24 protein-coding genes are annotated in these 26239 nt (G+C 71.1%); 2 read left to right on the top strand and 22 right to left on the bottom strand.

The window, feature by feature from the left end; translation table 11 throughout:
- Positions 1-6: 6 nt before the first annotated feature.
- The 6 genes from panD to AB0F91_RS31975 all read right to left on the bottom strand — a co-directional run bounded on the left by panD (position 7) and on the right by AB0F91_RS31975 (position 6629).
- Positions 7-501, bottom strand: a complete 495-nt coding sequence (gene panD / locus AB0F91_RS32000) for an aspartate 1-decarboxylase (RefSeq protein ID WP_360603550.1) — start codon at positions 499-501, stop codon at positions 7-9.
- 12 nt (positions 502-513) lie between these two features.
- Positions 514-1422, bottom strand: coding sequence for a pantoate--beta-alanine ligase (panC, locus tag AB0F91_RS31995; protein WP_360603548.1), 909 nt, complete (start codon positions 1420-1422; stop codon positions 514-516).
- On the bottom strand, positions 1419-2321 hold the full coding sequence (locus AB0F91_RS31990; RefSeq protein WP_360603546.1) for a DUF2520 domain-containing protein: 903 nt from the start codon (positions 2319-2321) through the stop codon (positions 1419-1421). Before AB0F91_RS31990 ends, panC begins: the two co-directional genes overlap by 4 nt.
- Before the next feature lie 262 nt (positions 2322-2583).
- Complete coding sequence (locus AB0F91_RS31985) at positions 2584-3690, bottom strand: PrsW family intramembrane metalloprotease (protein WP_360603657.1); 1107 nt, start codon at positions 3688-3690, stop codon at positions 2584-2586.
- Between the two features lie 620 nt (positions 3691-4310).
- On the bottom strand, positions 4311-6098 hold the full coding sequence (locus tag AB0F91_RS31980) for a DUF6779 domain-containing protein (RefSeq protein ID WP_360603544.1): 1788 nt from the start codon (positions 6096-6098) through the stop codon (positions 4311-4313).
- 69 nt (positions 6099-6167) lie between these two features.
- The gene (locus tag AB0F91_RS31975; RefSeq protein ID WP_360603542.1) at positions 6168-6629 is read right to left on the bottom strand and encodes a DUF3180 domain-containing protein; all 462 of its coding nucleotides are present in this window, start codon (positions 6627-6629) and stop codon (positions 6168-6170) included.
- 61 nt (positions 6630-6690) lie between these two features.
- On the opposite strand from AB0F91_RS31975, the gene AB0F91_RS31970 reads away from it, so the two are divergent.
- Complete coding sequence (locus AB0F91_RS31970; RefSeq protein ID WP_360603540.1) at positions 6691-7626, top strand: MerR family transcriptional regulator; 936 nt, start codon at positions 6691-6693, stop codon at positions 7624-7626.
- 137 nt (positions 7627-7763) lie between these two features.
- On the opposite strand, the gene folK is transcribed toward AB0F91_RS31970, so the two are convergent.
- The 13 genes from folK to dacB form a co-directional block, all read right to left on the bottom strand.
- Complete coding sequence (folK, locus tag AB0F91_RS31965; protein ID WP_360603538.1) at positions 7764-8258, bottom strand: 2-amino-4-hydroxy-6-hydroxymethyldihydropteridine diphosphokinase; 495 nt, start codon at positions 8256-8258, stop codon at positions 7764-7766.
- Positions 8255-8614 (bottom strand): dihydroneopterin aldolase, encoded by a 360-nt coding sequence (folB, locus tag AB0F91_RS31960; RefSeq protein ID WP_360603536.1) that lies wholly within the window; start codon positions 8612-8614, stop codon positions 8255-8257. Before folB ends, folK begins: the two co-directional genes overlap by 4 nt.
- Positions 8607-9413 carry a dihydropteroate synthase gene (gene folP, locus AB0F91_RS31955; protein WP_360603534.1) on the bottom strand — a complete coding sequence of 269 codons (807 nt, stop codon included), beginning with the start codon at positions 9411-9413 and terminating at the stop codon, positions 8607-8609. Before folP ends, folB begins: the two co-directional genes overlap by 8 nt.
- A gap of 35 nt (positions 9414-9448) precedes the next feature.
- Entirely contained in the window at positions 9449-10078 is a 630-nt protein-coding gene (folE, locus tag AB0F91_RS31950) for a GTP cyclohydrolase I FolE (RefSeq protein ID WP_360603532.1), read from the bottom strand.
- Complete coding sequence (ftsH, locus tag AB0F91_RS31945; RefSeq protein WP_360603530.1) at positions 10050-12449, bottom strand: ATP-dependent zinc metalloprotease FtsH; 2400 nt, start codon at positions 12447-12449, stop codon at positions 10050-10052. Before ftsH ends, folE begins: the two co-directional genes overlap by 29 nt.
- A 212-nt stretch (positions 12450-12661) precedes the next feature.
- Positions 12662-13486, bottom strand: coding sequence for an ESX secretion-associated protein EspG (locus tag AB0F91_RS31940; protein ID WP_360603528.1), 825 nt, complete (start codon positions 13484-13486; stop codon positions 12662-12664).
- A 129-nt stretch (positions 13487-13615) separates the two neighbouring features.
- A complete protein-coding gene (locus AB0F91_RS31935; protein ID WP_360603526.1) occupies positions 13616-14419 on the bottom strand; it encodes an ESX secretion-associated protein EspG in 804 nt (267 codons plus the stop codon).
- A 135-nt stretch (positions 14420-14554) separates the two neighbouring features.
- Positions 14555-15967 carry a hypothetical protein gene (locus tag AB0F91_RS31930; protein WP_360603524.1) on the bottom strand — a complete coding sequence of 471 codons (1413 nt, stop codon included), beginning with the start codon at positions 15965-15967 and terminating at the stop codon, positions 14555-14557.
- A 19-nt stretch (positions 15968-15986) separates the two neighbouring features.
- A complete protein-coding gene (locus AB0F91_RS31925; RefSeq protein WP_285971916.1) occupies positions 15987-16352 on the bottom strand; it encodes a hypothetical protein in 366 nt (121 codons plus the stop codon).
- A gap of 196 nt (positions 16353-16548) precedes the next feature.
- Positions 16549-17100: a hypoxanthine phosphoribosyltransferase gene (gene hpt / locus AB0F91_RS31920; protein WP_360603655.1), complete on the bottom strand. Its 552-nt coding sequence runs from the start codon at positions 17098-17100 to the stop codon at positions 16549-16551.
- 2 nt (positions 17101-17102) lie between these two features.
- Positions 17103-18077 (bottom strand): tRNA lysidine(34) synthetase TilS, encoded by a 975-nt coding sequence (gene tilS / locus AB0F91_RS31915; RefSeq protein WP_360603521.1) that lies wholly within the window; start codon positions 18075-18077, stop codon positions 17103-17105.
- Entirely contained in the window at positions 18074-19090 is a 1017-nt protein-coding gene (locus tag AB0F91_RS31910; protein ID WP_360603653.1) for a zinc-dependent metalloprotease, read from the bottom strand. Before AB0F91_RS31910 ends, tilS begins: the two co-directional genes overlap by 4 nt.
- A gap of 91 nt (positions 19091-19181) precedes the next feature.
- Complete coding sequence (dacB, locus tag AB0F91_RS31905) at positions 19182-22466, bottom strand: D-alanyl-D-alanine carboxypeptidase/D-alanyl-D-alanine-endopeptidase (RefSeq protein WP_360603519.1); 3285 nt, start codon at positions 22464-22466, stop codon at positions 19182-19184.
- A gap of 171 nt (positions 22467-22637) precedes the next feature.
- Here dacB and AB0F91_RS31900 point away from each other — a divergent pair, with 171 nt between their 5' ends.
- Positions 22638-23153, top strand: coding sequence for an inorganic diphosphatase (locus AB0F91_RS31900; RefSeq protein ID WP_360603517.1), 516 nt, complete (start codon positions 22638-22640; stop codon positions 23151-23153).
- Between the two features lie 471 nt (positions 23154-23624).
- Here AB0F91_RS31900 and glyA read toward each other — a convergent pair whose 3' ends face one another.
- The 3 genes from glyA to AB0F91_RS31885 form a co-directional block, all read right to left on the bottom strand.
- Positions 23625-24896, bottom strand: a complete 1272-nt coding sequence (gene glyA, locus AB0F91_RS31895) for a serine hydroxymethyltransferase (RefSeq protein WP_360603515.1) — start codon at positions 24894-24896, stop codon at positions 23625-23627.
- Between the two features lie 123 nt (positions 24897-25019).
- The gene (locus AB0F91_RS31890) at positions 25020-25538 is read right to left on the bottom strand and encodes a gamma carbonic anhydrase family protein (RefSeq protein WP_360603513.1); all 519 of its coding nucleotides are present in this window, start codon (positions 25536-25538) and stop codon (positions 25020-25022) included.
- A 19-nt stretch (positions 25539-25557) separates the two neighbouring features.
- Entirely contained in the window at positions 25558-26145 is a 588-nt protein-coding gene (locus AB0F91_RS31885) for a TetR family transcriptional regulator (RefSeq protein ID WP_285971906.1), read from the bottom strand.
- Positions 26146-26239: the final 94 nt, after the last annotated feature.

The raw sequence follows: 26239 nt of genomic DNA, 5'->3' as shown, positions 1-26239 counted from the left end.
GATGACTTAGCTTTCCGCGTGCAGCAGCGCGTCGAGGCGGCGCGCGTCGGCGGTTTCGGCCACGGGGAAGGCGATCGTGTCCTCCTCGGGCAGCGTGACGGTGCCGCTCAGCAGCCCCGATCCCTCCGGCGCGTGGGCCGGGTCGGTCCCGCGCTCGACGATCTGGTTGTGCTCGTCGACGAAGATCACCCGCGGCTCGTAGTTCAGCGCCTCCACGCTGTCCATCTGGCCGTAGGAGATGAGGATGACGAGGTCACCGGGGTGCACCAGGTGCGCCGCGGCGCCGTTGATGCCGAGCACACCGCTGCCGCGCTCGCCCTTGATCACGTAGGTCTCGAGCCGGGCCCCGTTCGTGACGTCCACAATGGACACCTGTTCACCCGGCAGGAGGTCGGCGGCCTCCATCAGGTCCTCGTCGACGGTCACCGACCCCACGTAGTGCAGATCCGCTTGCGTCACCGTGGCCCGGTGGATCTTCGACTTCAGCATCGTGCGGTACATCGTGGACCCTCCCTATTCCCCTGCGTCCAGCTCCACACTCGGATGGTCCACAGCCCGTCCGAGCAGCACACCCACGTTGTCGATCAGCCGGGTGCTCCCCACCCGGGCGGCGATCAACAGCCGCGCCTCACCGTCGACGGGCGCCGGCCCGAGATCGGTTCCCCTCAGCTCCAGGTAGTCCACCTCCACCTGCGGACGCTCGGCGAGCGTCCGGCGAGCCATGTCCAGCACCGCATCGGCCCCGTCGCGGCCGACGTGCGCCCCCGCGGTCAGCGCCGCGGAAAGCACCACGGCGTCCTCCCGCTGCTCCGGCGTGAGGTACACGTTGCGGGAAGACAGCGCGAGCCCGTCGCGCTCGCGGACCGTCGGCACCCCGATCACGCGGGTGTCGATGTTCAGGTCGGCCACCATCTTCTTGATCAGCACCAGCTGCTGGTAGTCCTTCTCCCCGAAGAACGCGTAGTCCGGGCGCAGCAGGTTGAACAGCTTCGCGACGACGGTGAGCACCCCGGTGAAGTGTCCGGGTCGAGCGGCGCCCTCCAGCTCGTCACCGAGCGGGCCGGGATGCACGGTGACCATCGCGTTCTCGGCGTACAGATCGCTGGCCTTCGGGGTGAAAGCCAGCTCGACGCCGGCTTCGCCCAGCGTCGCGAGGTCCTCCTCCATGCGCCGCGGGTAGGCCTCGAAGTCCTCACCCGCGCCGAACTGCAACGGGTTCACGAAGATCGACGCGGCCACGATCGTGTTCGGCAGGCGCTTCGCGCGACGCATCAGCTCGCGGTGGCCGGCGTGCAGCGCGCCCATCGTGGGCACGAGCGCCACCTTGTGGCCGACGCTGCGCAACGCGCGGGTCACCTGGCTGATGTGCTCTGGCGGCTGGTACGCGTTGAGCGTGGCGCGCTGGAACTTCGGTGTGGTCACGGGGTCTGCCCTTCGGCGGGGTCGTCGAGGAGGTCGGTCAGCTCGGCGGCGGTCGCCGCGTCGAGCAGGCCGGCGGCGCGGGACCGCTCGGCGGTGCGCCGGGCCAGTGCCCGGTAGGCCGGGGCGATCGCCGGCTCCGAGTCTGAGAGCACGGTGAGGTGCTTGCGGACGGTGCCGAGATCACCACGTGCCACCGGGCCGGTGAGGGCGCGGTCGCCGTGGCGCAGCACATTATCCAGTGCGGCCGACAGCAGTGGTGCGACGAGTCGTTCCGAATGCCCGATTCCGGCTTTGCGCAGCAGCTCCGTGCAGTCGGCGACGAGCGTCATCAGGTGGTTGGCGCCGTGCGAGAGCGCGGCGTGGTACAGCGCGCGGGCGGCCTCGGGGATGCGCACCGGCTCGGTGCCCATCTCCACGGCCAGCGCCTCGCCGACGTTCCAGGCCGCCTCGTCGTCGGGCGCCGCGGTGACGCCGACGCTGGCCGTGCTGAGGCGTTCGAGGTCTTCGGCGCGGCCCGTGAACGTGAGCACAGGGTGCAGCGCGAGCGCCAGCGCGCCGGCCTGCGCGGCGGGCTTGAGCACCTCGACGCCGTGGGCACCGGAGGTATGGACGACGATCTGGCCCGGCCGTAGCGACTCCGTCGCCACGAGCCCGCGGACCATGCCTTCGAGGGCGTCGTCGGGCAGGGCGAGCAGCACCAGGTCGGCCCGGCGGACGACCTCGTCGGGCGGCAGCAGAGGGACGTCGGGCAGCAGGCGTTCGGCCCGCGCCAGCGACTCGGCCGACAGGCCGGAGGCGGCGACGACCGTGTGGCCGGCCCTGGCCAGTGCGGCGCCGAGAACGCTGCCCACCCGGCCGGCCGAGACCACGCCCACCGCGAGGCGGGCCGGTCGGTTCATGGCGTGCGCCTGTGGACGCTCATGGCTCGAAACTCCTTGGCTCGTTCCAGTCCCGCTCTTCCGGCGCGGGTACCAGACGACGGCGCGAGAGTAGCCCCGTCACGTCCGGATCGCGCAGCTCTGGTGACGAGCTTCACCCGGTCGTTCAATCGCGGAAGTAATTTAATCGCGCCTCGGTGATCTGTGTGGCGGAGGGCCGCCGCACACCCCCTGAGCACGGGATTTTCGGCTCGATCGAGCTACCCCTCAGGGGGGATGACGGTCATCGCGGCTCGCCCGTGGTGGCGAGGCGCACCGCGTCGGCGCGAGCTGCTTTCAAGGTGCGCAACAGCTCGTCCTGACGCTGCTGGTCCTCTTCGCTGCGGATGCTGTTGCGCCCCAGGAACGCGAGCTCGGACACGCTCGCCTGGTACAGCCCGACCGCCCGCGCCGCCGCTCTGCCGGACTCGCGCCTGGCCTGTCTGCGCCACGCGCGGCGCCCCGAAAGACTCGCGAGCAGGCTGACCTCCGACTTCGCGATCCACCGGTCGGCCACCATCTTCGGCAACGCGGCCGCCACGATGCGCTGTTCGCGCCGCCGTTGCAGCACGATCACGTAGACCACGCCGATGAACAGCGGCACCATGATCAGGAAGTACACGGTGAGGAACGCCTTCGAACCGCCGAGCGTGGCCGCGCTGTTCCACAACGCGTGGAGGCAGACGCCCGCGAGGTACCCGGTCAGCGGCGCGACGATCCGAAGCCACCGCTGCCGAGTGCGCGCCGCCACCCCGAAACCGATGCCCGCCATCACGGCGAACAACGGATGCGTGAACGGCGACAGCACCCCGCGCAGGAAAAACGCGGCGAGCACGCCCGAGTTGGCGCCGTTGCCGAAGCCGTACTCGGCGAACGCGCGGCCGAAGTAGTAGATGTTCTCCGTAAACGCGAAGCCGGCCGCCGAGAAGCCCGCGTAGACGATCCCGTCGACCACCCCGTCGAACTCCGCGCTGCGACGCCAGAAGATGAGCAGCACGAAGGCATCCTTCGCCGCTTCTTCCACCAGCGGAGCCGAGACGAGCGCGCTCACTTTCGAGCCGTTGCCACTGCCGAGCAGGATGTCACCCACGGCCTCGGCGCCACTGTTGATGACCAGCGCGGTGATCGTCGCGATGCACGCGCCCCACGCGAAGGCCAGCAACAGCAACTTCGCGGGCTCCGGCTCCCACCGGTCCACCCACAGGAACCCCACGACCACCACTGCGACCGGCACGAGCGCCGCCAGCACCCCGATCGCCACCGCCCCCACGCCGACACGCGCCGTGGCCAGCCCGAACAGGAACAGGCCGCACAACGCCACGACGATCAACCCGACCACGGGCAACAACACCGTGACCCGACGCGGAAGGCGAGCACCGGGTCTCGCCGCTGAGCCCTTCGTGGTGGGGAGGGTTCCGTTCACGAGCGGTCACCATACGGGGGTGAGGTGTGCGGTGCTGGCTGTGGCTCTTCAGATCGCGGTTTCTCGGGTGGGCAACAGCTGTGCGGGTCACGCCGGTGATCTCTCGGCGGCCGGTTGTTCCGGCCGGCTCGGCCACGAACACCGTCTCCGGCTCGAACCGACGAGGGGCTCTCCCGCGCCGGCAACAGCCGGCTGCGCGAGCCCGGGGGCCACAGCGCGGCCACAATTCGGCTTTCGCACCACGACGAATCCCACGCCGACCGACGACCGCGCTCTCCGGCCACAGCGGCCGAACTCCCCGGCACGGCGGCGCTGCCCGACGGGCGCAACCCGCTCCGCTGTCCGCCTGCCGGCGACAAAAGCGAACCAGGTCGAACCGGCGGGGACGCGCACCAGTCCTCGCGCGTAGTGAGTGGTGCCTCGCCGCCATCGCCCCGGTCGCGATCGGCCGGGCGAGCCGGCGCGGTGCGCGGTGATGCCCATGGAAGGCTTGTGCGCAACGAAAAGCCCCGACCCATTCGCGCTGGGCCGGGGCTTTCCGGCGAGCTTCAGTCCTCTGCTCGACGACGACGGCGCGGCGCCGATTCGGCCGCGCCGTTGGCGGCCAGGAGTTCCGTGACCGACCGGGCCGCCGTGTGGGAGCCACTCGCGGGAGCGGCGTCGGTGGAGCGGCGGCCGCGGGAGGGGGTGTCCTCGGGGGCGTCCACGGGAGGCAGGTTGCGGCGGCTCTGCGAAGCCCGCTCGGTGACCATGCCCTCCCACGCGGGAGGCTCGCCGTCCGGGCGACGGCGGCGGCCGCGGCCAGGCGTTTCGGCGGGCTCGTCGTCGGAGCGGCGGCGGCGACCGCCGGAGCTCTTGGCGACGGTGCTGCGGACCGACTCCGGCAAGGTCGGGTTGACCGGCTCCTCGGGTTCCTCGCCCGAGTTCGAGTGGGCGCCGGGCCGCGTCGAGGATGCGGAGTCGGCCAGGGGCGAGAGGTCCGTGCGCGAGAACTGGTCCAGGCGCGAAGGCTTGCGCTGGCCCGGTTCCGCGTGCGAGGGCTCCGGAGTCTCGGCCACGGGCGGGAGATCGGTGCGCGAAGCGGTGGCCTCGCGGGGCTTCGGCGGGGTGTCGCCGGAGGAGCGGCGGCGCTCGCCGAAGTCGGCGGACGCGTCCCACGCCGGCTTCCACGCGGCCGTGGACTCGCCGGCCGGCGGGTCCTGGCGGCTCACGCGGGGGAGTTCCGGCCGCGACACCTCGGCGTGCGAGACCGGGGGCTCGACGCGGTTCAGATCCGGCCGCGACGCCTCGGCGCGCGACACCTGTGGCTCGACGCGACGCAGATCCGGCCGCGACACCTCAGCACCCGACACCGGCGGCTCCACCCGGCGCATGCCCGGGCGCGAGACCTCGGCCCGCGGCACCTGGCGCGTTTCCTCGAGCGACTCGGGCTTCGCGACCGGCTCGACGGTGCGCGTCGGCTGTGACTCGGCGGCGGCCTGGCGACGCGCGGCTTCGGCTCGGAGCTCGGCGGCCTTCACGGCGCGCGCGGCGGCCGATTCGGGCTCGGGCTGGGACGACGGCTGCGGAGCCGGCTTCGGCCGGTTCTGCTTCGGCCGTGCGAGCTGCTGCGTGCGCTGGGTGCTCAGCGAAGCGGGCGGTTTGCCGTTCGGACCCTGGCCCTGGCCGGGACCGTGCTGACCCGGCTGGCCCGAGCCGTTGGCCGGCTTGCGCCGCCGGTCGGTGGCCGGCGTGTCGAGCACGCGGTCCATCAGCTCGGTGGGCCGGTCGTTGCCGACCTCGACCACCGGCTTCTTCGGCGCCATCAGTTGCGCGGGCTTCTTGCCGTTGCCGTTCTTCGACTCCGAGCCGGCCGACACGAGCCGCTGGTCGTCGTTGAGCGAGCGCATGCGCGTGGCCTGCGCGGTCAGCGCGACGCGCTCCAGCAGCACCTCGCCGCCGAACAGCGACTGCAAGCTCTCGCGCAGCGCCGACACCTCGGCGCGCAACGCGTCGAGCTCTTCGCGCGACTTGGCCTCCGCGGCCTCCCTCGTCTCGGCTTCGATCTCCAGCTCGTACTCACGCCGAGCCGCGATCTCGCGTTCCAGTTCCAGTTCGTATACCGCCTGCGCCTCGGCGACCGCGTCCTCGCTGTGCGCCGCGTGTTTGCGATACCTCACGGCGAGGAAGGCGCCGATCAAGGCGGCCCACAGGGCTGCGACGATTCCCAGCCGGAGGAACCGGAGGTCGTCGCTGAGCACCAGTGCGAGAGTGGCTCCGATGGCGAGGACGAATCCGACGACGAGCCACGGCCTGCCCAGAAGGCGGCCGCGCGAGTCGTCACCCACGCCGGTCATGACAGACACCGTACCTTCTAGTGATCCGAACGAGACCTAGTCGGTACTTCGAGCGGCAGGATCTGGTCGTTAACCGGTCGTCGGACGATTGTCCTGCCGTTCGTCGCCGGGAGGGGTCCGGCAGGAGTGCTCGAGCCACAAAGCCGCAGCTACGAGCATCGCGGAGCACACCCCGCCGACCACCGCGGCACGAGTGTCGAAGACGCTGGCGACGAGTTCGTCACGTCGGGGAAAAACGTACGCGAACGCCGCCAGCCACCCCCCTGTCATGAAGGATCCGGCCAACGAGGACGCCTTCGCGAGCGCTACTGAGCGTGCAATGCCGATCGACGCCGTCACCCGTCCGGCCTTGATTCTCGACCTGATCGTGTAAGCCATGATCGCCTCGATCACAGCGAGTACGGCGAACGTGACTCCTGCCAGTGTCGGGAGTCGGGGCAGGTCACCGTAGGCCAGCTGGAAAACGACATAGACCAGGACCAGGCCGAGGACCCCGGCCACCACCAGCTCACGGGGCCGGGTGAAGTGCATGGGGTCTACCGTACCGAGAAGCCTTGACCCTCCAGTGACTGGAGACTCCACCATGCGTCGTGTGGGTGCCACCGCGGTCTTCACGATCGGCGAGCTGTCCCGGCGGACGGGACTGCCGGTCAAGACCATCCGCTTCTACTCCGACGAGGGCCTGCTCCCGCCCACGGAGCGCACCGACGCCGGCTACCGGCTGTACGACGCGCACGCGCTCGCCCGGCTGGAGCTGGTGCGGACGCTGCGTGAGCTGGGGCTCGGCCTCGCCGACGTCGCCCGCGCCCTGGAGCGCGAATCGTCGGTGCGCGACCTGGCCGTGCGCCACGTCGAGGCCCTCGACGAGCAGATCCGCAGGCTCCGGCTGCGCCGGGCCGTGCTGCGGGCGGTGGCGAAACGCGATTCCGAACTGGAGGAAGTGAAGCTGATGAACCGCCTTGCACAGATGTCCGACGAAGAGCGCAAGCGCCTCGTCGACGAGTTCTGGACCGAGATGACCGAGGGCCTCGACGTGGACCCCGAGTTCTACGAGCGCATGGGCTCGGCCAAGCCCGAGCTGCCGGACGACCCGTCGCCCGAACAGCTGGAGGCCTGGCTCGAGTTCGCCGAGCTCGTGCAGGACCCGGAGTTCCGCCGTCTGATCCGCGGCATGAGCGAACGGCACGCGGCCGACCGCGACGCCGGCGCGTCCACCGAGGTCACGCAGGCCCAGCGCGACCACTGGTTCGCCTGGTCCGCCGAGGCCCGCGCCGCTCTCGACGCGGGCCGGGACGTGGACTCACCGGAGGGCCGCACCTTGGCCACAGCCATCGCGGTCGCCTCGGCCGGCCCGGACGACGACCCGGCGGACCCCGCGTTCCGCCGCGCCCTGGCCGACAAGTTCGCCGCCGGCGGTGACCCCCGGGCCGAGCGCTACTGGCAGCTGCTGGCGATCATCAACGGCTGGCCGCCCATCCCGAGCGCCCAGCCCGAGGTCGGCTTCATCCTGGCGGCGCTGCGTGCATGAATGAGTGCGTGCCTGAATGAGTGCGTTACCGCCGAATCGGTGAACGGCGGGTGAACGGCGCCGAGTCACCGAAGCCGCAGGTCGGCGAGTGCCGAGTCCGTCGGCACGGCACCCAACGGCACCGCGGCCCGACGGGTCTACGCGAGCCGCAAGTCCGGCCGGAGGACGACACCCGCCTTGTCCTCCTCCGGCCGGGCCCGCAGGAGATCCGCGACGGGACCGTGGCCGAGCAGGACCGCGTCCGGCTCGACTTCCAGCCACGGGATCAGCACGCTCGCGCGGTCCGGCGTTCCGGGGTGCGGCAGGAGCAGGCGGGGGTCGTCGGACGTCACGGCGTCGACGGTCACCACGTCGACGTCCAGTGTCCGCGGGCCCCAGCGCAGCTCGCGGACGCGGCCGGCCGCCTGCTCCGCGGCCTGGGCCGTGGCGAGCCACGCCCAGTGGTCGCGCGCGGGGTCGTCGACGACGCAGACGGCGTTGAGGAAGTCGGGCTGGTCCTCGACGCCCCACGGCTTGGTTTCGTACACGCTCGACACGGCCACCAGCGCCGGCTTGACGGTGTCCAGCGCGATGCGCAGGTACGCCAACCGGTCGCCGAGGTTGGAGCCGAGCGAGAGGACGGCGCGGCTCACCGCTCACGCCGGACGGTGACCGCGACGTCGTCGAACGTCAGCGGGATCGGCGCCGAAGGCTTGTGCACCGTGACCTCGACAGCGCTGAGCCGCGAGTCGCGCATGACCTCATCGGCGATCTTGCCCGCGACGCTCTCGATGAGGTCGTACGGCTCGCCCGCCACGATCGCGGCGGCCAGCTCGGCGAGCTCGCCGTAGTGCAGCGTCTTGGTCAGGTCGTCGGACGCGGCAGCCGGCCCGAGGTCGAGCCACGCGGTGACGTCGACGACGAACTCCTGCCCGTCGCGCTTCTCGTGCTCGAACACACCGTGGCGGCCGAACACCCGCAGCCCGGTCAACGTGATGCGATCAGCCATCGGCCCGCCCCTTCCGCCACGCGGCCGCGACGGCGACCGCGTCGAGTGACGCGCCCACCTCGTGCACGCGCACTCCCCACGCCCCGGCCGTGGCGGCCAGGGCGGAAATCGCCGCGGTGGCGTTCTCGCGCCCGTCCGGCGGCCGAGGCTCACCATCCTTTTCGGCCAGCAGCCGGCCGAGGAACCGTTTGCGCGAAGCCCCCACGAGCACCGGGAAACCCAGTGACACCAGCGAATCCAGGTCGTGCAGCAGCGCCCAGTCGTGCTCGGCGTGCTTCGCGAACCCGAGTCCCGGGTCGAGCACGATCGCGCTTTCGTCCACGCCGGCGGCGAGCGCATCGTCCACTCTGGACTGAAGCTCGCCGCGCACCTCGGCCACGACGTCGGTGTAGGTCGCGAGCTTGGTCATGTCCTTGCTGTGGCCCCGCCAGTGCATCAGCACCCACGGCACGCGGCACTGCGCGGCGACGCGCCCCATGTTCGCGTCGGCGAGCCCGCCGGACACGTCGTTGATCACCCGCGCACCCGCCTCGACGGCCGCCTCCGCGACGGAAGCGCGCGTCGTGTCCACGGACAGCGCGACACCTTCGGACGCCAGCTGCCGGATCACCGGAAGCACCCGCGCGGCCTCGGTCTCCGCGTCCACGCGCAATGCCCCCGGCCGCGTCGACTCGCCTCCGACGTCGATGAGGTCCGCCCCGCGCGCCCACATCTCGCGCGCGTGCTCCAGCGCCTGGTCGAGGTCGAGGTAGCGGCCGCCGTCGGAGAACGAATCGGGCGTCACGTTCAGCACGCCCATCACGGCGCACCGGCCGGGCCGGGGCAGGCCCGAGATCACGGGCGCCGGCCCTTGATCAGCTCGATCGCCTCCGCGCGCGACGTCGCCGACGTCCGCATCAACCCCCGCACCGCCGACGTGACCGTCAGCGAACCGGGCTTGCGGATTCCCCGCATCGACATGCAGAGGTGCTCCGCCTCCATCACCACGATCACGCCGCGGGGCTTCAGCTTGCGATCCAGTGCATCGGCGACCTGCGACGTCAGGCGCTCCTGGACCTGCGGCCGCTTGGCGTACAGGTCGACGAGCCGGGCGAGCTTGGACAGCCCGGTGACTTTGCCGTCGGCATTGGGGATGTAGCCGACGTGCGCAACGCCGTGGAAGGGCAGGAGGTGGTGCTCGCAGAACGAGTACATCGGGATGTCCGTGACGAGCACGAGTTCCTCGTGCGACTCGTCGAAGGTCTTCGCGAGCACTTCGTCCGGGTCGGTGTACAGACCGGCGAACATCTCGCGGTAGGCGCGGGCCACGCGGGCCGGTGTGTCGAGCAGGCCGTCGCGGTGGGGGTCCTCGCCGCAGGCCAGGAGGAGCTCCCGGACAGCGCGCTCCGCCCGGTCCTGGTCGAAGACCGGGACCGGGCGGAGGCCGTCGTTGTTGCTACTGCTTGTCTGGTCCGTCCACGTCACGCCGCTGCTGCCCCTCGTCCGGCTGCTGGCCGTTCGCACCGTCGGCGAACCAGCCCTGCTCACGCGGACGGTCTTCGGCGGGGCGCCACGGCTGGCTGCCCGGGGACGTCGCCGGGGTCCAACCCGGAGGCGCCCCGTAGTTGGGCGGACCGCTCTGCGCACCGCTCGGGCCACCCGGGTGGTAGCCGCCTGCCGGACCGCCCGGCTGCTGACCACCATACGACTGGGGCCAGCGCCCGGTGCCGTTCGGCCCACCATTCGGACGGCCACCGTTGGGCGGCGGGGCGTACGGGTTGGCGTGCGGGTCGTGCGGCGTGGGTGCCGGGTACGGCGGGCCACCGGGGAGGTCACCGGCACCCGCGGCGGTGCCGACGGGCGTCGGCTCCGGCTGCAGGACCGGCTTCTCCTTCTCCGGCGGCGGCCACGGCTCACCGCGCTCCATCGCCAGCTCGCCCGGGGTCTTGATGGGCGGCTTGTCCGACGGCGTGCGCTCACCGAACTCGTTGAACACGGTGATGTGCGGGCGCTTCTCGACGGTCGCGAAGATCCGCTCGAGGTCCTTGCGCTGCAGCGTCTCCTTCTCGAGCAGCTCCAGCACCAGGTTGTCGAGCACGTCGCGGTAGGTGTTGAGCACGTGCCACGCCTCGGTGTGCGCCGTCTCGATGAGCTTGCGCACCTCCTCGTCGATCTCGTGCGCCACCTCGAGCGAGTAGTCGGCCTGCCGGCCCGCGGAGCGGCCCAGGAACGGGTCGCCCTGCTCCTGGCCGTACTTCACGGCGCCGAGCCGCGCGCTCATGCCGTATTCGGTGACCATCGAGCGGGCGATCTTCGTTGCCTGCTCGATGTCGGAGGAGGCACCGGTGGTGGGCTCGTGGAACACGAGCTCCTCCGCCGTGCGGCCACCCATCGCGAACACCAGGCGGCCGATCATCTCCGACCGGGTCATCAGCTGCTTGTCGTCCTCCGGCACGAGCAGGGCGTGCCCGCCGGTGCGCCCGCGCGGGAGGATCGTGAGCTTGTACACGGGCTCGATGTCCGGCATCGCCCACGCGGCGAGCGCGTGCCCGCCCTCGTGGTAGGCCGTGATCTTCTTCTCCTTCTCGGAGATGATCCGGCTCTTGCGGGCGGGACCGCCGACGACGCGGTCGACGGACTCCTCGAGCTCGACCTCACCGATCACGTGCCCGTTCTTGCGGGCGGTGAGCAGCGCGGCCTCGTTGAGCACGTTGGCCAGGTCCGCACCCGACATGCCGACGGTGCGCTTGGCCAGGCCCGTGAGGTCCACGCCCTGCGCGATCGGCTTGCCCTTGGAGTGCACGTCGAGGATCGCCTTGCGGCCGCGCAGGTCCGGCGCCGACACGGGGATCTGGCGGTCGAACCGGCCCGGGCGCAGCAGCGCCGGGTCGAGGATGTCGGGCCGGTTGGTGGCCGCGATCAGGATGATGCCGCCGCGTGCGTCGAAGCCGTCCATCTCGACGAGAAGCTGGTTCAGCGTCTGCTCGCGCTCGTCGTGCCCTCCACCGAGGCCGGCACCGCGCTGGCGGCCCACCGCGTCGATCTCGTCGACGAAGATGATGCACGGCGCGTTCTGCTTGGCCTGCTCGAACAGGTCTCGGACGCGGGACGCGCCCACACCGACGAACATCTCGACGAAGTCGGAACCGGAGATCGTGTAGAACGGCACGCCCGCTTCACCGGCGACGGCTCGCGCGAGCAGCGTCTTACCGGTACCGGGCGGCCCGTAGAGCAGCACGCCCTTGGGGATCTTCGCTCCGAGTGCCTGGTAGCGCGCCGGGTTCTGCAGGAAGTCCTTGATCTCGTACAGCTCTTCGACGGCTTCGTCGGCGCCGGCCACGTCACCGAACGTGGTCTTCGGCATGTCCTTGTTCAGCTGCTTGGCCTTGGACTTGCCGAAGTTGAGGACGCGGTTGCCGCCACCCTGCGCGTTGTTCATCATCCACATGAGCAGGCCCAGGACGAGGGCCAGCGGAATGGCGAAGATGAGGATCTGCGTCAGGATGCTCTGCTGCGTCACCTTGGTGTCGAACTTGACCGGCTGCTGGTTGAGCGTCGCCTTGTTCAGCTCGTCGTAGATCGGGCGCGCGGCGTCGGCCGGGTACTGCGCGACGATCTGGTCGGTCTGGGTGCCGTTGACATCGATCTTCTGGGTCAAGGACAGCTTGACCTGCTGTTCCTTGTCCTCGATGCTGGCTTCCTTGACGTGGTGATCCTTGATCTGCTGGTTCGCCACGGAGATCGGAGCCTGGGTGTAACCACGATCGCTGTCGAAGATCGTGTTGTAGGCGAACAACGCCAGCAACCCTGCGACGATCCACAGCAGTGGGTTCCTGAGCACGCTCTTCCGGTTCATACGACTCGGCCCTTGCGGCCTCGACCCTCCCTGGTTGGGCGGCTCCTGTGATACCCGCCATCACGATCTTGACAACCCGTGGTGCCCGGGCCAGTCCCACCAGGGTACCGCCCGTCCGGACGATCGACCCTTGTGAGCCTCACGCAGGTCAACGGGCAATACGGCGCTGAGGTTCCCGAGAGTGGTTCCCGGATGGGCCGGTTCGCGTCACCCTAGCGTGTGTCGGCGGCAACTGAAGCCACCATCTCACCGAGCCGCGTACGCAGCGTCATCGGGTCCGCGGGTGCCACCGTCACCCATTCGCGGCCGTCGGATCCCGCCCGCGACAGGCTGAGGTAACGGCCCGTGGCGGTGTCGAACCAGCCCAGCACGCGGGACCGCTGCCGGGCTCCGAGCTGGGTACGGCTGTTCGCGGCCAGCTGACCACCGCGTAGCCGAGGCTGGCCGGAGATGAGCGCGTATGTCTCGCGTGGGTCGACCGTCGCGCGCTCGCTCAGCGACTGGCGTTTGGCCCGCCGCCCCTTCTCCTCCACCCCACCGAGGCCGCCGGCCGCGACGGGCACGCGGATCGGGCGTGTGTGCAACGCCTCGTCCAGCGGGAGTGTGACGGATGCCTCGCTGCCGCGGCGGCAGCCGGGCAGCAGATCGACGATCGTGGAGACCAGGCCGTCGGCCGGGGTCTCCCGCAGCCAGATCCCGTCGGCGTCCTGGATGGCCACCACGCCGGCGGTCCGCCCGTCACCCGCCGCGAGCAGCGCGACGGGATGCGCCTCGAACTCGGGGATGTGCAGCGCGTCGAGCGAGATCGGCGCGCGGGCGAGCAGGTTCAGCCACTCGTCCACGGGCGGTTCGAGCCGGCCGCGTGCGTCGCGGACGCCCCGCGCCTTGAGCTCGACGTCGACCCGGTGCCGCAGCGATACGCGCTCGTCTTCCGTGGCGCCGTGCGAGCGCACGCGCAGCGGGTAGGGCAGCTCGCCGAGACCTGCGGACTCCCAGAGAAAATCGAACGCCAACGGCGAGAAGAACTCTTGGTGCATGCGGTGGTGCTCACCCTCCAGGATCGATCTCTTGCCCAGCGTAGCGCGGCGCGACCCTCGCCCACAGCACCCCAATGTGGCGTTCGGTGCGTTCAACGCAACCAACGCCGCATGGGGGAGGTTGGGGCCTTAGTAAGCCGCCGCGCTCTCCTGCCCCGCCGCGCCCGCCATCATTTCGCCGAGACGGTGCCGCAGGGTCGCGGCGTCGGCCGGCGCGATGGTGATCCAGTCGCGGCCCTCGCGACCGCGGGTGGCCTGCGTGAAGTAGCGGCCGGTCTCGGTGTCGAACCAGCTGAGCACCGGCGACCGGCTGCGCCCGCCGAGGCGGTTGCGCGCGTTGGCCCCGATCTGCCCGCCGCGCAGCCGGGGCTGGGCGTGCAGGCGGGCCAGTGCCTTGCGGTCCTCGTCCACGCTCGCGCGGCCCGAGGCGTCGACCTGGTTGCCGCGCCGCTGCATGAAGTCGACACCGGAGCTGCCCACGAGCTGCTCCAGCGGCACCGTGATCGACTTCTCCGTGCCGCGCGGTGCGCCCGGCAGGAGCGAGACGATGGCGGTGGCCAAGCCGTCGGCCGGGCACGGCTGCAGGTGCAGGCCACGCTGGTCCTGCACGGCCAGCAGGCCTTGTTCGCCGACGACGCCGGCGACGGCCAGCAGCGGATCGGCGTTGGGGTCGAGCAGCTGCACCGTGTCGAGGCTCGTGTCGGGCGCGGCGAGGATGCCGAAGTACTCCTCGACGTGCGGCGCGGGCCGGCCGCGGCCGTCGGCGAGACCCCGCTGGGCCAGGCCGCCGAGTGTGCGCACGCGCAGTGCGTCGCGCTCGTCGACGGTGGCGCCGTGCGAACGGATCCGCAGCGGGTAGGGCAGCTCACCCAGCGCGGCCGACTCCCACAGGAAGTCCACCTCGAGCGGGGTGAGCAGCTCCGCGTTCGGCATCGACCAAACCCCCAAACCCCGTGTCACACCTTGTGTTCAGGACGTTGTGTTCAAGACATTTTCGGTGGTGTTGCGCCGTGTTCGAGACGGACGCGGGCGCGCGGCCGGAAAGGCCGCGCGCCCGCGGGAGGTGCGTCAGTTGTCGTCGTCGTCCGACCAGGCACCGATCACCGGCGGAGGCGTGGCCTCGTTGGCGCCGAAGGCGTCGTCCGGGTCCGGCTCGATGAGGAAGGACGCGTGGGTGTGCTCCTGGTCCTCCTGGCCCTGGCCGCCGTGGGCGCCCATGCCACCACCCATGCCGCCGCCCATCGGGTTCATGCCCGGCGGGGTCTGGCCACCGATCGTGCCGCCGGCCGAGACCACGCCCTGCTGCTGCGCGGGCGCGGCGCTCTGGGCACCCTGGTGCTCGGCGGCCGCCGACGTGCTCTCCTCGTTCTTGCGCGCGCCACTGCGTGAGCCCTGGCCGAGCTTGCCGCCCGCGAAGCCGGCACCGCCGCCCAGCGCGCTCAGGCCGAGCGCCGAAGCGGCGCCACCACCGCCCCCACCGGCACCGGCGCCGGCGGACACGGCCGGTGCGGCCGGAGCCGGGGCGTGCGCGGCACCTGCGGTGGTGCCCGCCGAGGCGGCCATGCCGCCGTCGAAGCCGGACGTGCCGTAGGTGCCCGAGTTGCCGGTGACCACCGGGCCACCTGCACCGGACGTCCCCGCGGCAGCGCTGCTGCCGGAGTGGCCCGTGTAGCCCGTGCCCCCGCCGCCGACGCCGTAGCTGCCGGCATTGAGGGCACCGGCTCCGACCGGCGCCGAGATGGTGCCGACGTTGCCGAAGTCGTTGCCGTTGAAGTGCGTGGGCGTGGGCTTCATGCCGAGCGAGTCGGGGCCGAAGCTCGGGGTCGTGTTGTCGACCTCTGTCATCGACTGCGTGTAGGCGTTGAAGAACGCGACCTGCTGGGCCTTGACGTCGTTGGCGGCGTCGGCCTGGGCCTTCTGGTCGGCGGCGAGCGCGGCGGGACCGCCGGCCAGCGCCGCGGACATGGCCTGCTTCGGGTCGTAGTCGAGCGGCGCCGGCATCTTCTTGACCTCGGCGGCGGCCGCGGCCTGCTTCGCGAGGCGGTCGGCCATCGTGTGCGCGGCGTCGGAGGCCTGCGTGCCCGAGTTGGCGATGGACACGAGCGCACCCTGCGCGCCCGCGGCACCTTCGCCGACCCACGCGTTGCCAAGCTCGGCGACCGCGTTGAACAGGTCGTCCGACGCTGTCTTCAGCTCGGTGCCGTGCTTGGTCCACTGCTGCCCGGTGGCCTCGGCCGTGCCCGGGTCGTTGTCGGTGACCGCGCCGGCGTAGAGCTGGTGGCTCTCCTGCGCGTTCCAGTTGGGCGGGTTGGCGATCGCGCGGTCGCCGCCCATCTCGAACCCGCCGGCGCGACCGCGCGCGGAATCAACGATGTTCTGCGAGACCGAGTTGTCGCCGAGCTGCACCGCGGACCCGCTGGCGGGCACGTTCGGCGCCGGCGGCTGCTGGCCGTAGCTGCTGCTGTCGTGGTTTCCAGCCATGACTTCGTGATCCCCCTCGTCAGGCCTTGCGGAACGGGTCGGCCGCGGACTGGTCGAACTCGTGGTAGCGCGCCATCGCCGTGAGGATGCCCTGCTCCGCCGCCTCGTACTGGCTCAGCAGGTTCTGCAGGGCCGCGGAGTAGGAGTCGCCACCGCCGTCGGCGCGCTGGACGAACTTCTCGGCCATCGCCTGGCCGACGGGGTTGGCGCCGAGCTTCGGCGGCTGAGCGAGCGAGCCCGCGCTGTTGAGCAGGGCTTCGACCGCGTCCTTGCCCGTGCGGATCTTGTTGAGCGCGGTCTGCGCGGCGTCCGGGTCGATGCCGACCTGGCCGTTGACAGCGGCGCTCTTGAACGCGTTGGCATCGGCCAAGCTGCTGTTGCCCATTGCCCTCTCTCCGTTCCCCCGCGCGAGCTCCCCGCTCGCTTGGCATTAGGTCTTCGCATAGGTTAACGCACCAGGTCTGCACCTATGACGCGATCGGCGAACCGCAGGTTCCCCGCTGAGTGTGATCGCCACAACACCGCCGGCGCGTTACCAACCTTGACACGTACGACGGCCCCGCGAGGTTCACCACGAGGCTTCAGGACGTGTAGACCTGCGGGTCCAGTGTGCCGATGTAGGGCAGGTCGCGGTAGCGCTCGGCGTAGTCGAGGCCGTACCCGACCACGAACTCGTTGGGGATGTCGAAGCCGATGTACTTCACCGGCACGTCGACCTTCACGGCCTCCGGCTTGCGCAGCAGCGAGACGACCTCGAGCGACGCGGGGTTGCGACTCGCGAGGTTCTTGAGCAGCCACGAGAGCGTGAGCCCCGAGTCGACGATGTCCTCGACGATCAGCACGTCGCGGCCCGCGATGTCGCGATCGAGGTCCTTGAGGATGCGCACCACACCCGACGACGAGGTCGCCGAGCCGTAGGACGACACGGCCATGAACTCCAGCTGCGTCGGCACCGGCAGAGCGCGGGCGAAGTCGGTCATGAACATCACGGCACCCTTGAGCACGCCCACCAGGAGGAGGTCACCCTGGCCGTTTTCGGGGTAGTCCGCGGCGATCTTGGCCGCCAGCTCCGCGATCTTGTCCTTGATCTGCTGCTCGGTGATGAGCACGGAGGCGATCTCGCCCTCGTACACGGTCATTCCCCTCGGGTGGTGGGTTCGGGTTCGGACAGCGAGAGCCTGCCACGGCACCGGCGCGCCTCCAAGTTACCCGGCAGCCAGACGCCGCCCTGGCCGCGCCAGCGCGCCACGAGCGCGTCGACCGAGCGCAGGTGCGCGTCGGTGAGTTCCCGCACCCCCGAGCCCAGCAGCCACCTGCGGAGAACCCGTCTGCGCAGTGCCGCGGGCTCGGCCTCGAGCACCGCCACGTCCAGCGCTTCGGGCCCGCCCGCGCGGGTGAGAATCCTGTCCGCGACTGTGTCCAACGCCTCTGTGTCGTCACGCAGCTGTGCGGCCGTTCGGGCCAACGCGGCCGCGACACCGCCGGCGAGCACGTCTTCCAGCAGGGGCAGCACTTCCCCGCGCAGGCGGACGCGGGTGAAGCGCGGATCGGCGTTGTGCGGGTCCTGCCAGGGTTCGACGCCGAGCTCGGCGCAGGCGCCGCGGGTCTGTTCGCGGGTGACGCCCAGCAGCGGCCGGCCCCACGGCGGGTCGAGCGGGCGCATGCCGGCCAACGACCGCGGTCCGGAGCCGCGGCCGAGGCCCAGCAGCACCGTTTCGGCTTGGTCGTCGAGGGTGTGGCCGAGGAGCACGAGTCCCTCTTCGCTGTCGGGCAGCGCTTCGCGCAGCGCGCGATACCTCGCGGTGCGCGCGGCGGCTTCGGGGCCGCCCTTGCCCGTGACGTCGACGGTGAGGATCTCCGCTTCGTCCACACCGAGCTCCTTCACGGCCGCGGCCGCTCGAGCGGCGACTTCGGCGGAGCCGTCCTGGAGCCCGTGATCGACGATCAGCGCGCGCGTACGCAGCGTCCGGTGGCGCGCGACGTACGCCGTGGCTTCCGCCAGGGCAAGGGAATCCGCCCCGCCCGAGACGGCGACGCACACCTCGGCCGGGGGGTCCAGCGTCGTGAGGAACTCCCGCACAGCGCGGCGGACCGCCGCGAGCGCGCTCACCCGTGCAGGCGCCGCACCCAGGCCGCGGGATCGCTGATCTCGGCCCGGGTCGGCAGCGTGTTCGGCGAGCGCCAGACCGCGTTGAACCCCTCCATGCCGACGGCGTCCACCACGTGCTTCGTGAACTTCGCGCCCTCTTCGTACTGGCGGATCTTCGCGTCGAGCCCGAGCAACGCACGCAGCATGCGGTCGAAGACACCGCCGCCCTGGCGACGGGCGCTGAAGCGCGAGCGGATCACCTCGACGCTGGGCACGACCCGCGGCCCGACGGCGTCCATCACGTAGTCGGCGTGGCCTTCGAGCAGAGTCGAGAGGGCGAGCAGCCGGTCGAAGATCGCGCGTTCCGAAGGCGACTGCAGCAGTTCCGCGATGCCGATGCCCATGCCGCGCTGCTTGAGCACCTCAGGCAGGCGGCCGACGAGGTCGGACAGAGTGTCGGCGGAGTGGCCCGCGATGCCGGTGACGAGGCGTTCGACCTCGTCGGCGAAGTAGTCGCGTAGCCACCGCACGGCCGTGAACTGCAGGCGGTGCGTGCATTCGTGCAGGCACACCCACAGCCGGAAGTCGGGCGCGTGCACCTTCATCGCGCGCTCCGCGGCGACGACGTTGGGCGCGACGAGCAGCAGCTGCCCTTCGCGTTCGGGGCCGCCGAAGGGGTCGTACTGGCCGAGCACACGCGAAGCGAGGAAGGACAGGACCAGCCCCGTCTGCACGCCCGCGCCCGACGCCAGGATCGGCCCGAGCGGACCGCCCTGCGCTTCGGGCAGCGCGCGGCCCGTGAGCGCTTCGAGTCCGGACGCGGCCGAGCGCACCCAGCCGGGCCGGTCGACGACCGTGCCCGGCAGCAGCGGCAGGTCCTTGCCCAGGCCCGTCAGCTCCCGCACGTGGTCCTCAGCCTCGGCCGTGAGGTCACGCAGGTCGGTGACCGCGCGCGCGGCCTCTTCCTTCGGCACCTGCGGCCCACCGCGCACCAACCGCGCTCCGGTGGACGCCGCGAGGTCCCAGTCGACCATCGGCCGCCGTCGGGTCTCGGTTTCCTGGCTCACCTGTCCGACGCTACCTGCACGAGGGCACTTTGCCCGACTGAATCCGCATCCGATTCGCCTAGTTGCAGCCACACTTCCGCAGGGTCGTGGCCAGCACGTCGAGCGCGGCCTGGCCCGGGTTCTTCTCCGAGCCGTTGGACATGAACGCGAACGCGAGCACGCGGTTGTCGCTGTCGAGCACGTAGCCGGCGAGGGTGTTGACGCCGGTGAGCGTGCCCGTCTTCGCGCGGACCCAGCCCTTGCCCGCGGCCGAGTTCGGCGTGGCGTAGCGGGCCGCGAGCGTGCCGGCCGGGCTGCCGGCCACGGGCAGACCCGCGAGGAGCGGGCGCAGCTTGGGGGTGTCCGGGTTCTTGCCGTCCGGCGCCGCGGCCTCGGCGAGCACCTGCGCGAGCAGCCGTGCGGGCACCTTGTTCTGGTTGGACAGGCCGCTCGTGTCGGACAGCTGCAGGCCCGTGACGTCGAACCCGTGGTCGGCCAGCACCTTCTTCACCGACGCGGCCGCGCCCGAGAACGACGCCTGGGCGCCCTCGGTGATGGCGACCTGGCGGCCGAGGGCGTCGGCGAGGACGTTGTCGGAGATCTGCAGCAGCGCGTACGCCAGATCCGGCAACGGCGCCGACTGCACCTGCGCGACGACCTTCGCGTCGGCAGGCGCCTTCGCGGTGCCGGCGGCCTGCGCGCCGAGCTTGTCGGCAACGAGCTGGGTGAGCGTGGTCGCCGGGTTACCCGAGCGCGGCGTCTCGTCGACCGACGGGTTGAGGCGGCCGCCGTCGGCCATCGCGGGCACGATCGGCGCGCCGTAGGTCGACGGCGCGTCGCCGGGCTCCCAGCCCGGGGCGGTGGTGGGGCCGGCGTACGCGCTGACGTCGACCTGCACCTTCTGGACGTCCGGGTCGGCCTTCTTGATCTGGGCGACGAGGTCGTCCACGTGGGCCGCGCCGGGGTAGAGCGGCGAGTCGGTGCCGATGGGCAGCGCGGTGAGCGACGGGTCACCACCGCCGACGATGATGACCGTGCCGGGCGACGAGCCCTGCACGACCTTGGTGACGATCCGCTTCGTCGGGTCCATCGACAGCAGCGCGGCCGACACCGTGAGGATCTTCGTGGTCGACGCCGGGGTCAGCGGCGTGGTCGAGCCGTGGTCCCACAGGACGGAGCCGGTGGCGGGGTCGATCACGCTGCCGGTGAGCTGCGAGAGCGCCGACGCACCGGCAGGCCCAGCCAGCGCCGAGGCGACGCCGTTGGCCGACGGGCCCTGGCCCGACGTCTCCGGGCCGTGCAGCGCGAGGGTCACGGACGCGGGGTCGGGGCTGTCGCCCTTCGGCGCGTTGGGCGCCCACGGCAGGCCGAGGCGGTTGGACACCTGCGGCATCGCGGACGCGACCCCGGCCGCCGCGAGCACCAGCACCACGACGAGGCCGAGGACGACGAACTTCTTCTTGCCCTTCTTGGCTTTCGGCTCCTCCGGTGGGGTTGCCCGCTGCGGCTCGCCGCCGGGCGGGTCCTGGTCGTCGTAGCCGCCGGCGAAGCCTTCGGCGGGGCGCTCGATGCCGACGGTCGCCTCGGCCGGGAACTGCTCACCCGACGGTTCGATGCGCACCGGGCGGGCCTGCATCCCCGACGCCGGGGGAACCGCGCCGCGCGGCGGTTCGGGGAGGCCGCGGAGGTTGTCACGGTTGTCCTGGGACCGGGAGCCCTGGTTTTGAAGGCTGTCCCACTGGGGTGCGTCGCGGGGGCCTTCGGGTTCGTTGGCGCTCTGGGAGGTGTGGAAGACGTCCCAGCGTTCTTCCCGCGGCGAGTCGGTGTTCTGCCGCTGGGGTTCCTGGCGCTCTGGTTGCCGGCGCTGGGCTTCTCCACGCTCCTGCTCGGAGCGGAAAACGTCCCATTTGGACACGTCGATGTACTCGGTGCCGTTCTCGCTGCCGGCGGTGCTGCTGTCTTCGCTCGCCTCTTCCTTCGGCGGCTCGACGGGCGCGGGCTCGAACATCGACCCGACGCGACGCGGCTCTTCGCTCCGACTCTGATCACTGCGGTTCTGGTCACTGCGGTTCTGATCACCACGGTTCTGATCACCACGGTTCTGATCACCACGGCTCTGATCACCACGGCTCTGATCACCACGGCTCTGGTCACCATCGCCCGGGCGCGCGGGCCGCTCCACCGGCACCCAGGGCACGGCGGGCGGGGGAACCCGAAGGTGCTGAGTCGACTGGTCGGACGGCGTCTGCTGCGATCGCTCCGACGAGGACTTCTCCTGGCCCTGCTGGCCTTGCTGGTTCTGCCCCAGCGACCGCTGCCCCTCCGAGCGGTCCTGCTGGGCGCCTTGCCGATCCTGCGGCGGCTGCCCCTCCGAGCTGCCCTGCTGCGCGCCTGGCCGACCCTGCGGCCGCTGCCCCTCCAAGCCGTCCTGCTGCGCGCCTTGCCGACCCTGCAGCGGCTGGCCTTCCGGGCGGTCCGGCTGCTGCCCCGGCTGGCCCTGCGGCGGCTGCCCCTCCGAGCCGTCCTGCTGCTGCCCTGGCTGGCCCTGCGGCCGCTGGCCCTCCGGGCGATCCAGTTGCAGCCGCTGCGACCAAAGGCCCTGCTGTTCGCCTTGGTGTCCCTGACCCTGCTGCTGGCTCGTGCCTTGCTGCAGGCCCTGCTGGGACCCGGCTTGCTGTTGCTGCTGCGGCTGACCTTGCGGCTGACCCCACAGCGCGTTGGCGGACTGCTGCTGGCCCGGCTCCTGCTGCGACTGCCGGCCCTCCTCGGGGCGGCCGCCCTGACCCTGCTGACCGAACAGGCCCTGCCCCTGCTCGGCCTGGCTCCGCTCACCCTGCGACTGCTGCCCCGGTGCCTGCTGGTTCTGGTGCTGCTGGTTCTGGGACTTCTGTGCCCGCGGCTGCTCACCCGGCCGCGGCCCGAGCCGGTCGGCGAAGTCCTGGCGCGGCTGTCCCGGCTGCCGCATCTGCCCGGCCTGCCCCGGTTGGCTCTGCTGTCCCGCCTGGCCGTGCTGGCTCGCGTGCCCCTGCTGACTCGGCCGGCCCGACTGGCCCTGCTGCCCCGGCTGTCCCTGTTGGGGCAGAGGCCCCGCCTGTCCACCCCGGTCACCGGCCGGGCGTGGCTCGACCGGAGTGTTCAGCCCCGGAACCAGCTCAGGCGGCACATTCGGCTTGAACCACGACCCCGGCGGACGCTCGTCGGAGCCGGGCGAAGAACCCGCGGGAGCTGTGACGTTCGGCACGGCGAGCCGGTCGGTGACGGTCTGGCCGGGCTTGGGGATGGGGAAGCGCGCCGTCGCCCCACCGCCGCGCGACGACGTGTCCTCGTCACCCGCGGGCCACATCGGCTGGTCGTTGTCCGGCACCCACCACTCCTTCTTACCTGCCCGGAAGGGGCCAAGGTCACATGCTGCCTAGCCGACATCCACGGGACCCGGCGGCAGCGCGTAGTCCACACTAGTGACGTCAATGAGGTGATTACGGTTGCCGCCCACGACGTGTGGGATACCGAGATTCGAGAAGCAGCGAGGACGGCCGTGGAGTTCGACGTCACGATCGAAATCCCCAAGGGGGAGCGCAACAAGTACGAGGTCGACCACAAGACCGGTCGCATCAAGCTGGATCGGACCCTGTTCACGGCGACGCAGTACCCGGCGGACTACGGCTTCATCGACGACACGCTCGGCCAGGACGGCGACCCGCTCGACGTGCTCGTGCTGGTGCAGGAGCCGACGTTCCCGGGATGCCTGATCCGCTGCCGCGCCATCGGCATGTTCCGCATGACCGACGAAAAGGGTCCGGACGACAAGGTGCTGGCCATCCCGACCAACGACCCGCGCCTGGAGCACCTGCGCGACATCCACCACCTCAACGAGTTCCACAAGCTCGAGATCCAGCACTTCTTCGAGGTCTACAAGGACCTCGAGCCGGGCAAGAGCGTCGAGGGCTCGTCGTGGGTGGGCCGTGCGGAGGCCGAGGCCGAGATCTCACGGTCGTACGAGCGTGAGCAGGACCGGTTGGCCAAGGAAGAGGTCGAGGGCTCCGGTCACTGAGAGCCACCGACGTCTCACTGAGAACGCGCGAAAGGGCCGTTCACCCCGGGCTGGGGTGAACGGCTCTTTCTTGATCTGTTCAGTGCGCCAGCGTGAGCGCTTCCTGCTCCGAACGCAACGCCGACTCAGCACCAACAGTCGCCTTACGCGCACCTCAGCGCGCAAATTCCCGGCCGCAGCACCGGCCCGGCCTCAGCGGACCCCTCACGCCGAACCCCCAGCCACGAACGGTCACCCCGTCACGCCGACATGGCACGAAAGCACCGTTCGCGCCACGTCGGCGCCGCGAGAGGACCGATCGCGGCGGTTCCAGTCCGCGGGCTGCCCGTTCGCCAGGTGAACGGTCCGCTCGCCCGCAGACACGCCACCACGGCTTGGCACGGCACCCGACGCCCCCTTGCCCGACACCCACAGCGCACAATCGCACCAACCACCGTGCGCGAGGGCACCGTTCGCTCAGCGAAAGCAGCGTCAGGCGACGTAACCCGGAATCGGGAACGACTCCAGGAACTCCCGGATCTCAGCGGCAATCGTGTCCAACTCCGCCTCCGACGAAGACGAAGCCGCCGCGACCACCGTGCGGTCGATCCACTCCGCCACCTGCACCTGGTGCTCCGGCAGCAACCCCCGCGTCGTGATGGCCGAGGTGCCCAGCCGGATGCCCGACGGGTCGAACGGCTTGCGCGGGTCGAACGGCACCGTGTTGTAGTTCAGCTCGATCCCGGCGCGGTCCAGCGCCTTGGCGGCAGGCTTGCCGGCCACGTTCTTGTTCGTCAGGTCGATCAGCAGCAGGTGGTTGTCCGTGCCCCCGGAGACGAGGTCGTAGCCGCGGTCGAGCAACGCGGCCGCGAGAGCCTTGGCGTTCGCCACGATCGTCTGCGCGTACGTGGCGAACGAAGGCTGCGCAGCCTCCCCCAGCGCCACGGCGATGGCCGCCGTGGTGTGGTTGTGGGGGCCGCCCTGCAGACCGGGGAACACGGCCTTGTCGATCGCCTTGGCGTGCTCAGCGTCCGACATGATCATCGCGCCACGCGGGCCGCGCAGGGTCTTGTGCGTGGTGGTCGTGATCACCTGGGCGTGGCCGACCGGCGACGGGTGCGCGCCGCCCGCGATGAGGCCGGCGATGTGGGCGATGTCGGCCACCAGCACCGCGTCCACTTCGCGCGCGATTTCCGCGAAGCGCGGGAAGTCGATGGTGCGCGGGATGGCTGTGCCGCCGGCGAAGATCAGCTTCGGGCGGTGCTCCAGCGCCAGGTCGCGCACCTGGTCGAAGTCGACGCGGCCGGTTTCCTTGCGCACGCCGTAGCGCACCGGGTTGAACCACTTGCCCGTCGCGGACACGGACCAGCCGTGAGTCAGGTGGCCGCCGTCGGGCAGGGCCATGCCGAGCACGGTGTCGCCGGGCTGCGCGAAGGCCAGGTACACCGCGAGGTTGGCCGGGGAGCCGGAGTACGGCTGCACGTTGGCGTGGTCCACGCCGAACACGGCCTTCGCGCGCTCGATCGCCAGGGTCTCGATGGGGTCGATGAACTGCTGGCCCTCGTAGTAGCGCTTGCCGGCGTAGCCCTCGGAGTACTTGTTGGTGAGCACGGTGCCGGTGGCCTCGAGCACCGCGCGCGAGACGTAGTTCTCCGACGCGATCAGGCGGATCTTGTCGTGCTGGCGCTTCGCTTCGTCCTCGACGAGCCCGGCGATCTGCGGGTCGGCGGCGGCGAGCGTGGTAAGGGCGGGCTGGTGTGTCATCACGTCTCCGGCTCTAAACCGGCCGGGCACCCAGGCGCGCGGTGCCGGCCTCGTCGTCGCTTCCCGGTGGTGCTCCACCTCTGATGGCGCCAGTCGCAGCTGCGTAGTGGAGTTTAGTGCACGTCAGACAGGCTTGGAGCCCTCCCGGTGCCGTCGCGCGAGGTCCTGGTAGATCCCGGCGTTGTGCTCCACCCACATCCGCGCCGAATCGGTGAGCGGCACGAACTTCTTGGCCGGGCTGCCCATCGCGATCACTTCCTCGGGCACCTCCGTGCCGGGCGTCACGGTGGCACCCGCGGCGATCAGCGACCGCGCGCCGATCACGGACTTGTCGAGCACGGTGGACCCATTGCCGATCAGCGCCTGCTCGCCGATGGTGCAGTCGTGCACGAGGCACTGGTGCCCCACGGTCACGTTCTTGCCGATCACGGTCGGCGTCCCGCCGCAGTGGACCACGGAGTTGTCCTGCACGTTCGCGCCCTCGCGGATGATGATCGGCCCGAAGTCGGCGCGGATCACGGCGCCGTACCAGACCGAAGCGTCCTTCTCGACGGTCACATCGCCGATCAAGGTGGCGGTGGGGGCGATCCAGGCGTCCGGGTGGACCTGCGGGCTGGCGCCCTCGAAGGAGAACAGAGGCATGCCAGCACCCTAAGCGGCGTCAGCGATATCCCGCGAAGCAGAGCGCCTCGACGTCGCCGCGCAGGCTTTCGAACGGCCGCGGCCGCACCCGCTGCTGCACCACCGCGCCGAGCAGGTAGCTCAGCAACGCCCGGGCGCGCGCCCGCGGGTCGTCGACGTCGAGCGGTGCCAGCAGCTCCGCGAACAGCTCGGTGATCGAGGTCAGCATCGCGTCGATCGCCTGCGGGTGCTGCGCGCGCCCGGCGGCGATCCAGTACTCGAACCACAGGAACGCGCCGTTGGGCCGCTCCGCGAACTCCGCCAGGTACGCCTTGGTCACCTCGAACAGGCGCTCGCGCGGGTCGTCGAACTTCTCCCCGACGGCACGCAGGTCCGTGGCGAACGTGGTGATGTGGGCCGCCATCGCGCGGTCGATGAGCACGTCGATGTCGGCGAAGTAGTAGTGGATCGCGCTCTTCGTGAGCGGGCCGGCGTCGGCGATCGCGCGTACTGTGCACCCGGCGAGCCCGTCTCTGGCGAGCACGACCCGTGCGGCCTCGACGATCTGCTCCTGCTTCTGCAGCTGGTTGGGCGACAGCTGCGCGCTGCGGCCGGGTACGGCGGTCACGGTGATCCTCGTTACGTTATTCAGGACGACAGGCCCGAATCCTAGGGCAGACGTCCCACCGTGCCCTCTCGGGTGAAAAAGCGGATTGGCCACC

Origin of the sequence: Amycolatopsis sp. NPDC023774, assembly GCF_040639695.1 — a bacterium.
Taxonomy (GTDB): Bacteria; Actinomycetota; Actinomycetes; order Mycobacteriales; family Pseudonocardiaceae; genus Amycolatopsis.
This window is presented reverse-complemented; position numbering and strand designations above follow the sequence as displayed.

Excerpts from the sequence above, each read along its gene's own strand:
- panD (WP_360603550.1), bottom strand. The coding sequence starts at position 501 with ATGTACCGCACGATGCTGAAGTCGAAGATCCACCGGGCCACGGTGACG.
- AB0F91_RS31990 (WP_360603546.1), bottom strand. The coding sequence starts at position 2,321 with ATGAACCGACCGGCCCGCCTCGCGGTGGGCGTGGTCTCGGCCGGCCGG.
- AB0F91_RS31980 (WP_360603544.1), bottom strand. The coding sequence starts at position 6,098 with ATGACCGGCGTGGGTGACGACTCGCGCGGCCGCCTTCTGGGCAGGCCG.
- AB0F91_RS31975 (WP_360603542.1), bottom strand. The coding sequence starts at position 6,629 with ATGCACTTCACCCGGCCCCGTGAGCTGGTGGTGGCCGGGGTCCTCGGC.
- folB (WP_360603536.1), bottom strand. The coding sequence starts at position 8,614 with ATGGCTGATCGCATCACGTTGACCGGGCTGCGGGTGTTCGGCCGCCAC.
- folP (WP_360603534.1), bottom strand. The coding sequence starts at position 9,413 with ATGGGCGTGCTGAACGTGACGCCCGATTCGTTCTCCGACGGCGGCCGC.
- ftsH (WP_360603530.1), bottom strand. The coding sequence starts at position 12,449 with ATGAACCGGAAGAGCGTGCTCAGGAACCCACTGCTGTGGATCGTCGCA.
- AB0F91_RS31940 (WP_360603528.1), bottom strand. The coding sequence starts at position 13,486 with ATGCACCAAGAGTTCTTCTCGCCGTTGGCGTTCGATTTTCTCTGGGAG.
- AB0F91_RS31935 (WP_360603526.1), bottom strand. The coding sequence starts at position 14,419 with ATGCCGAACGCGGAGCTGCTCACCCCGCTCGAGGTGGACTTCCTGTGG.
- AB0F91_RS31930 (WP_360603524.1), bottom strand. The coding sequence starts at position 15,967 with ATGGCTGGAAACCACGACAGCAGCAGCTACGGCCAGCAGCCGCCGGCG.
- AB0F91_RS31925 (WP_285971916.1), bottom strand. The coding sequence starts at position 16,352 with ATGGGCAACAGCAGCTTGGCCGATGCCAACGCGTTCAAGAGCGCCGCT.
- AB0F91_RS31910 (WP_360603653.1), bottom strand. The coding sequence starts at position 19,090 with ATGGTCGACTGGGACCTCGCGGCGTCCACCGGAGCGCGGTTGGTGCGC.
- glyA (WP_360603515.1), bottom strand. The coding sequence starts at position 24,896 with ATGACACACCAGCCCGCCCTTACCACGCTCGCCGCCGCCGACCCGCAG.
- AB0F91_RS31890 (WP_360603513.1), bottom strand. The coding sequence starts at position 25,538 with ATGCCTCTGTTCTCCTTCGAGGGCGCCAGCCCGCAGGTCCACCCGGAC.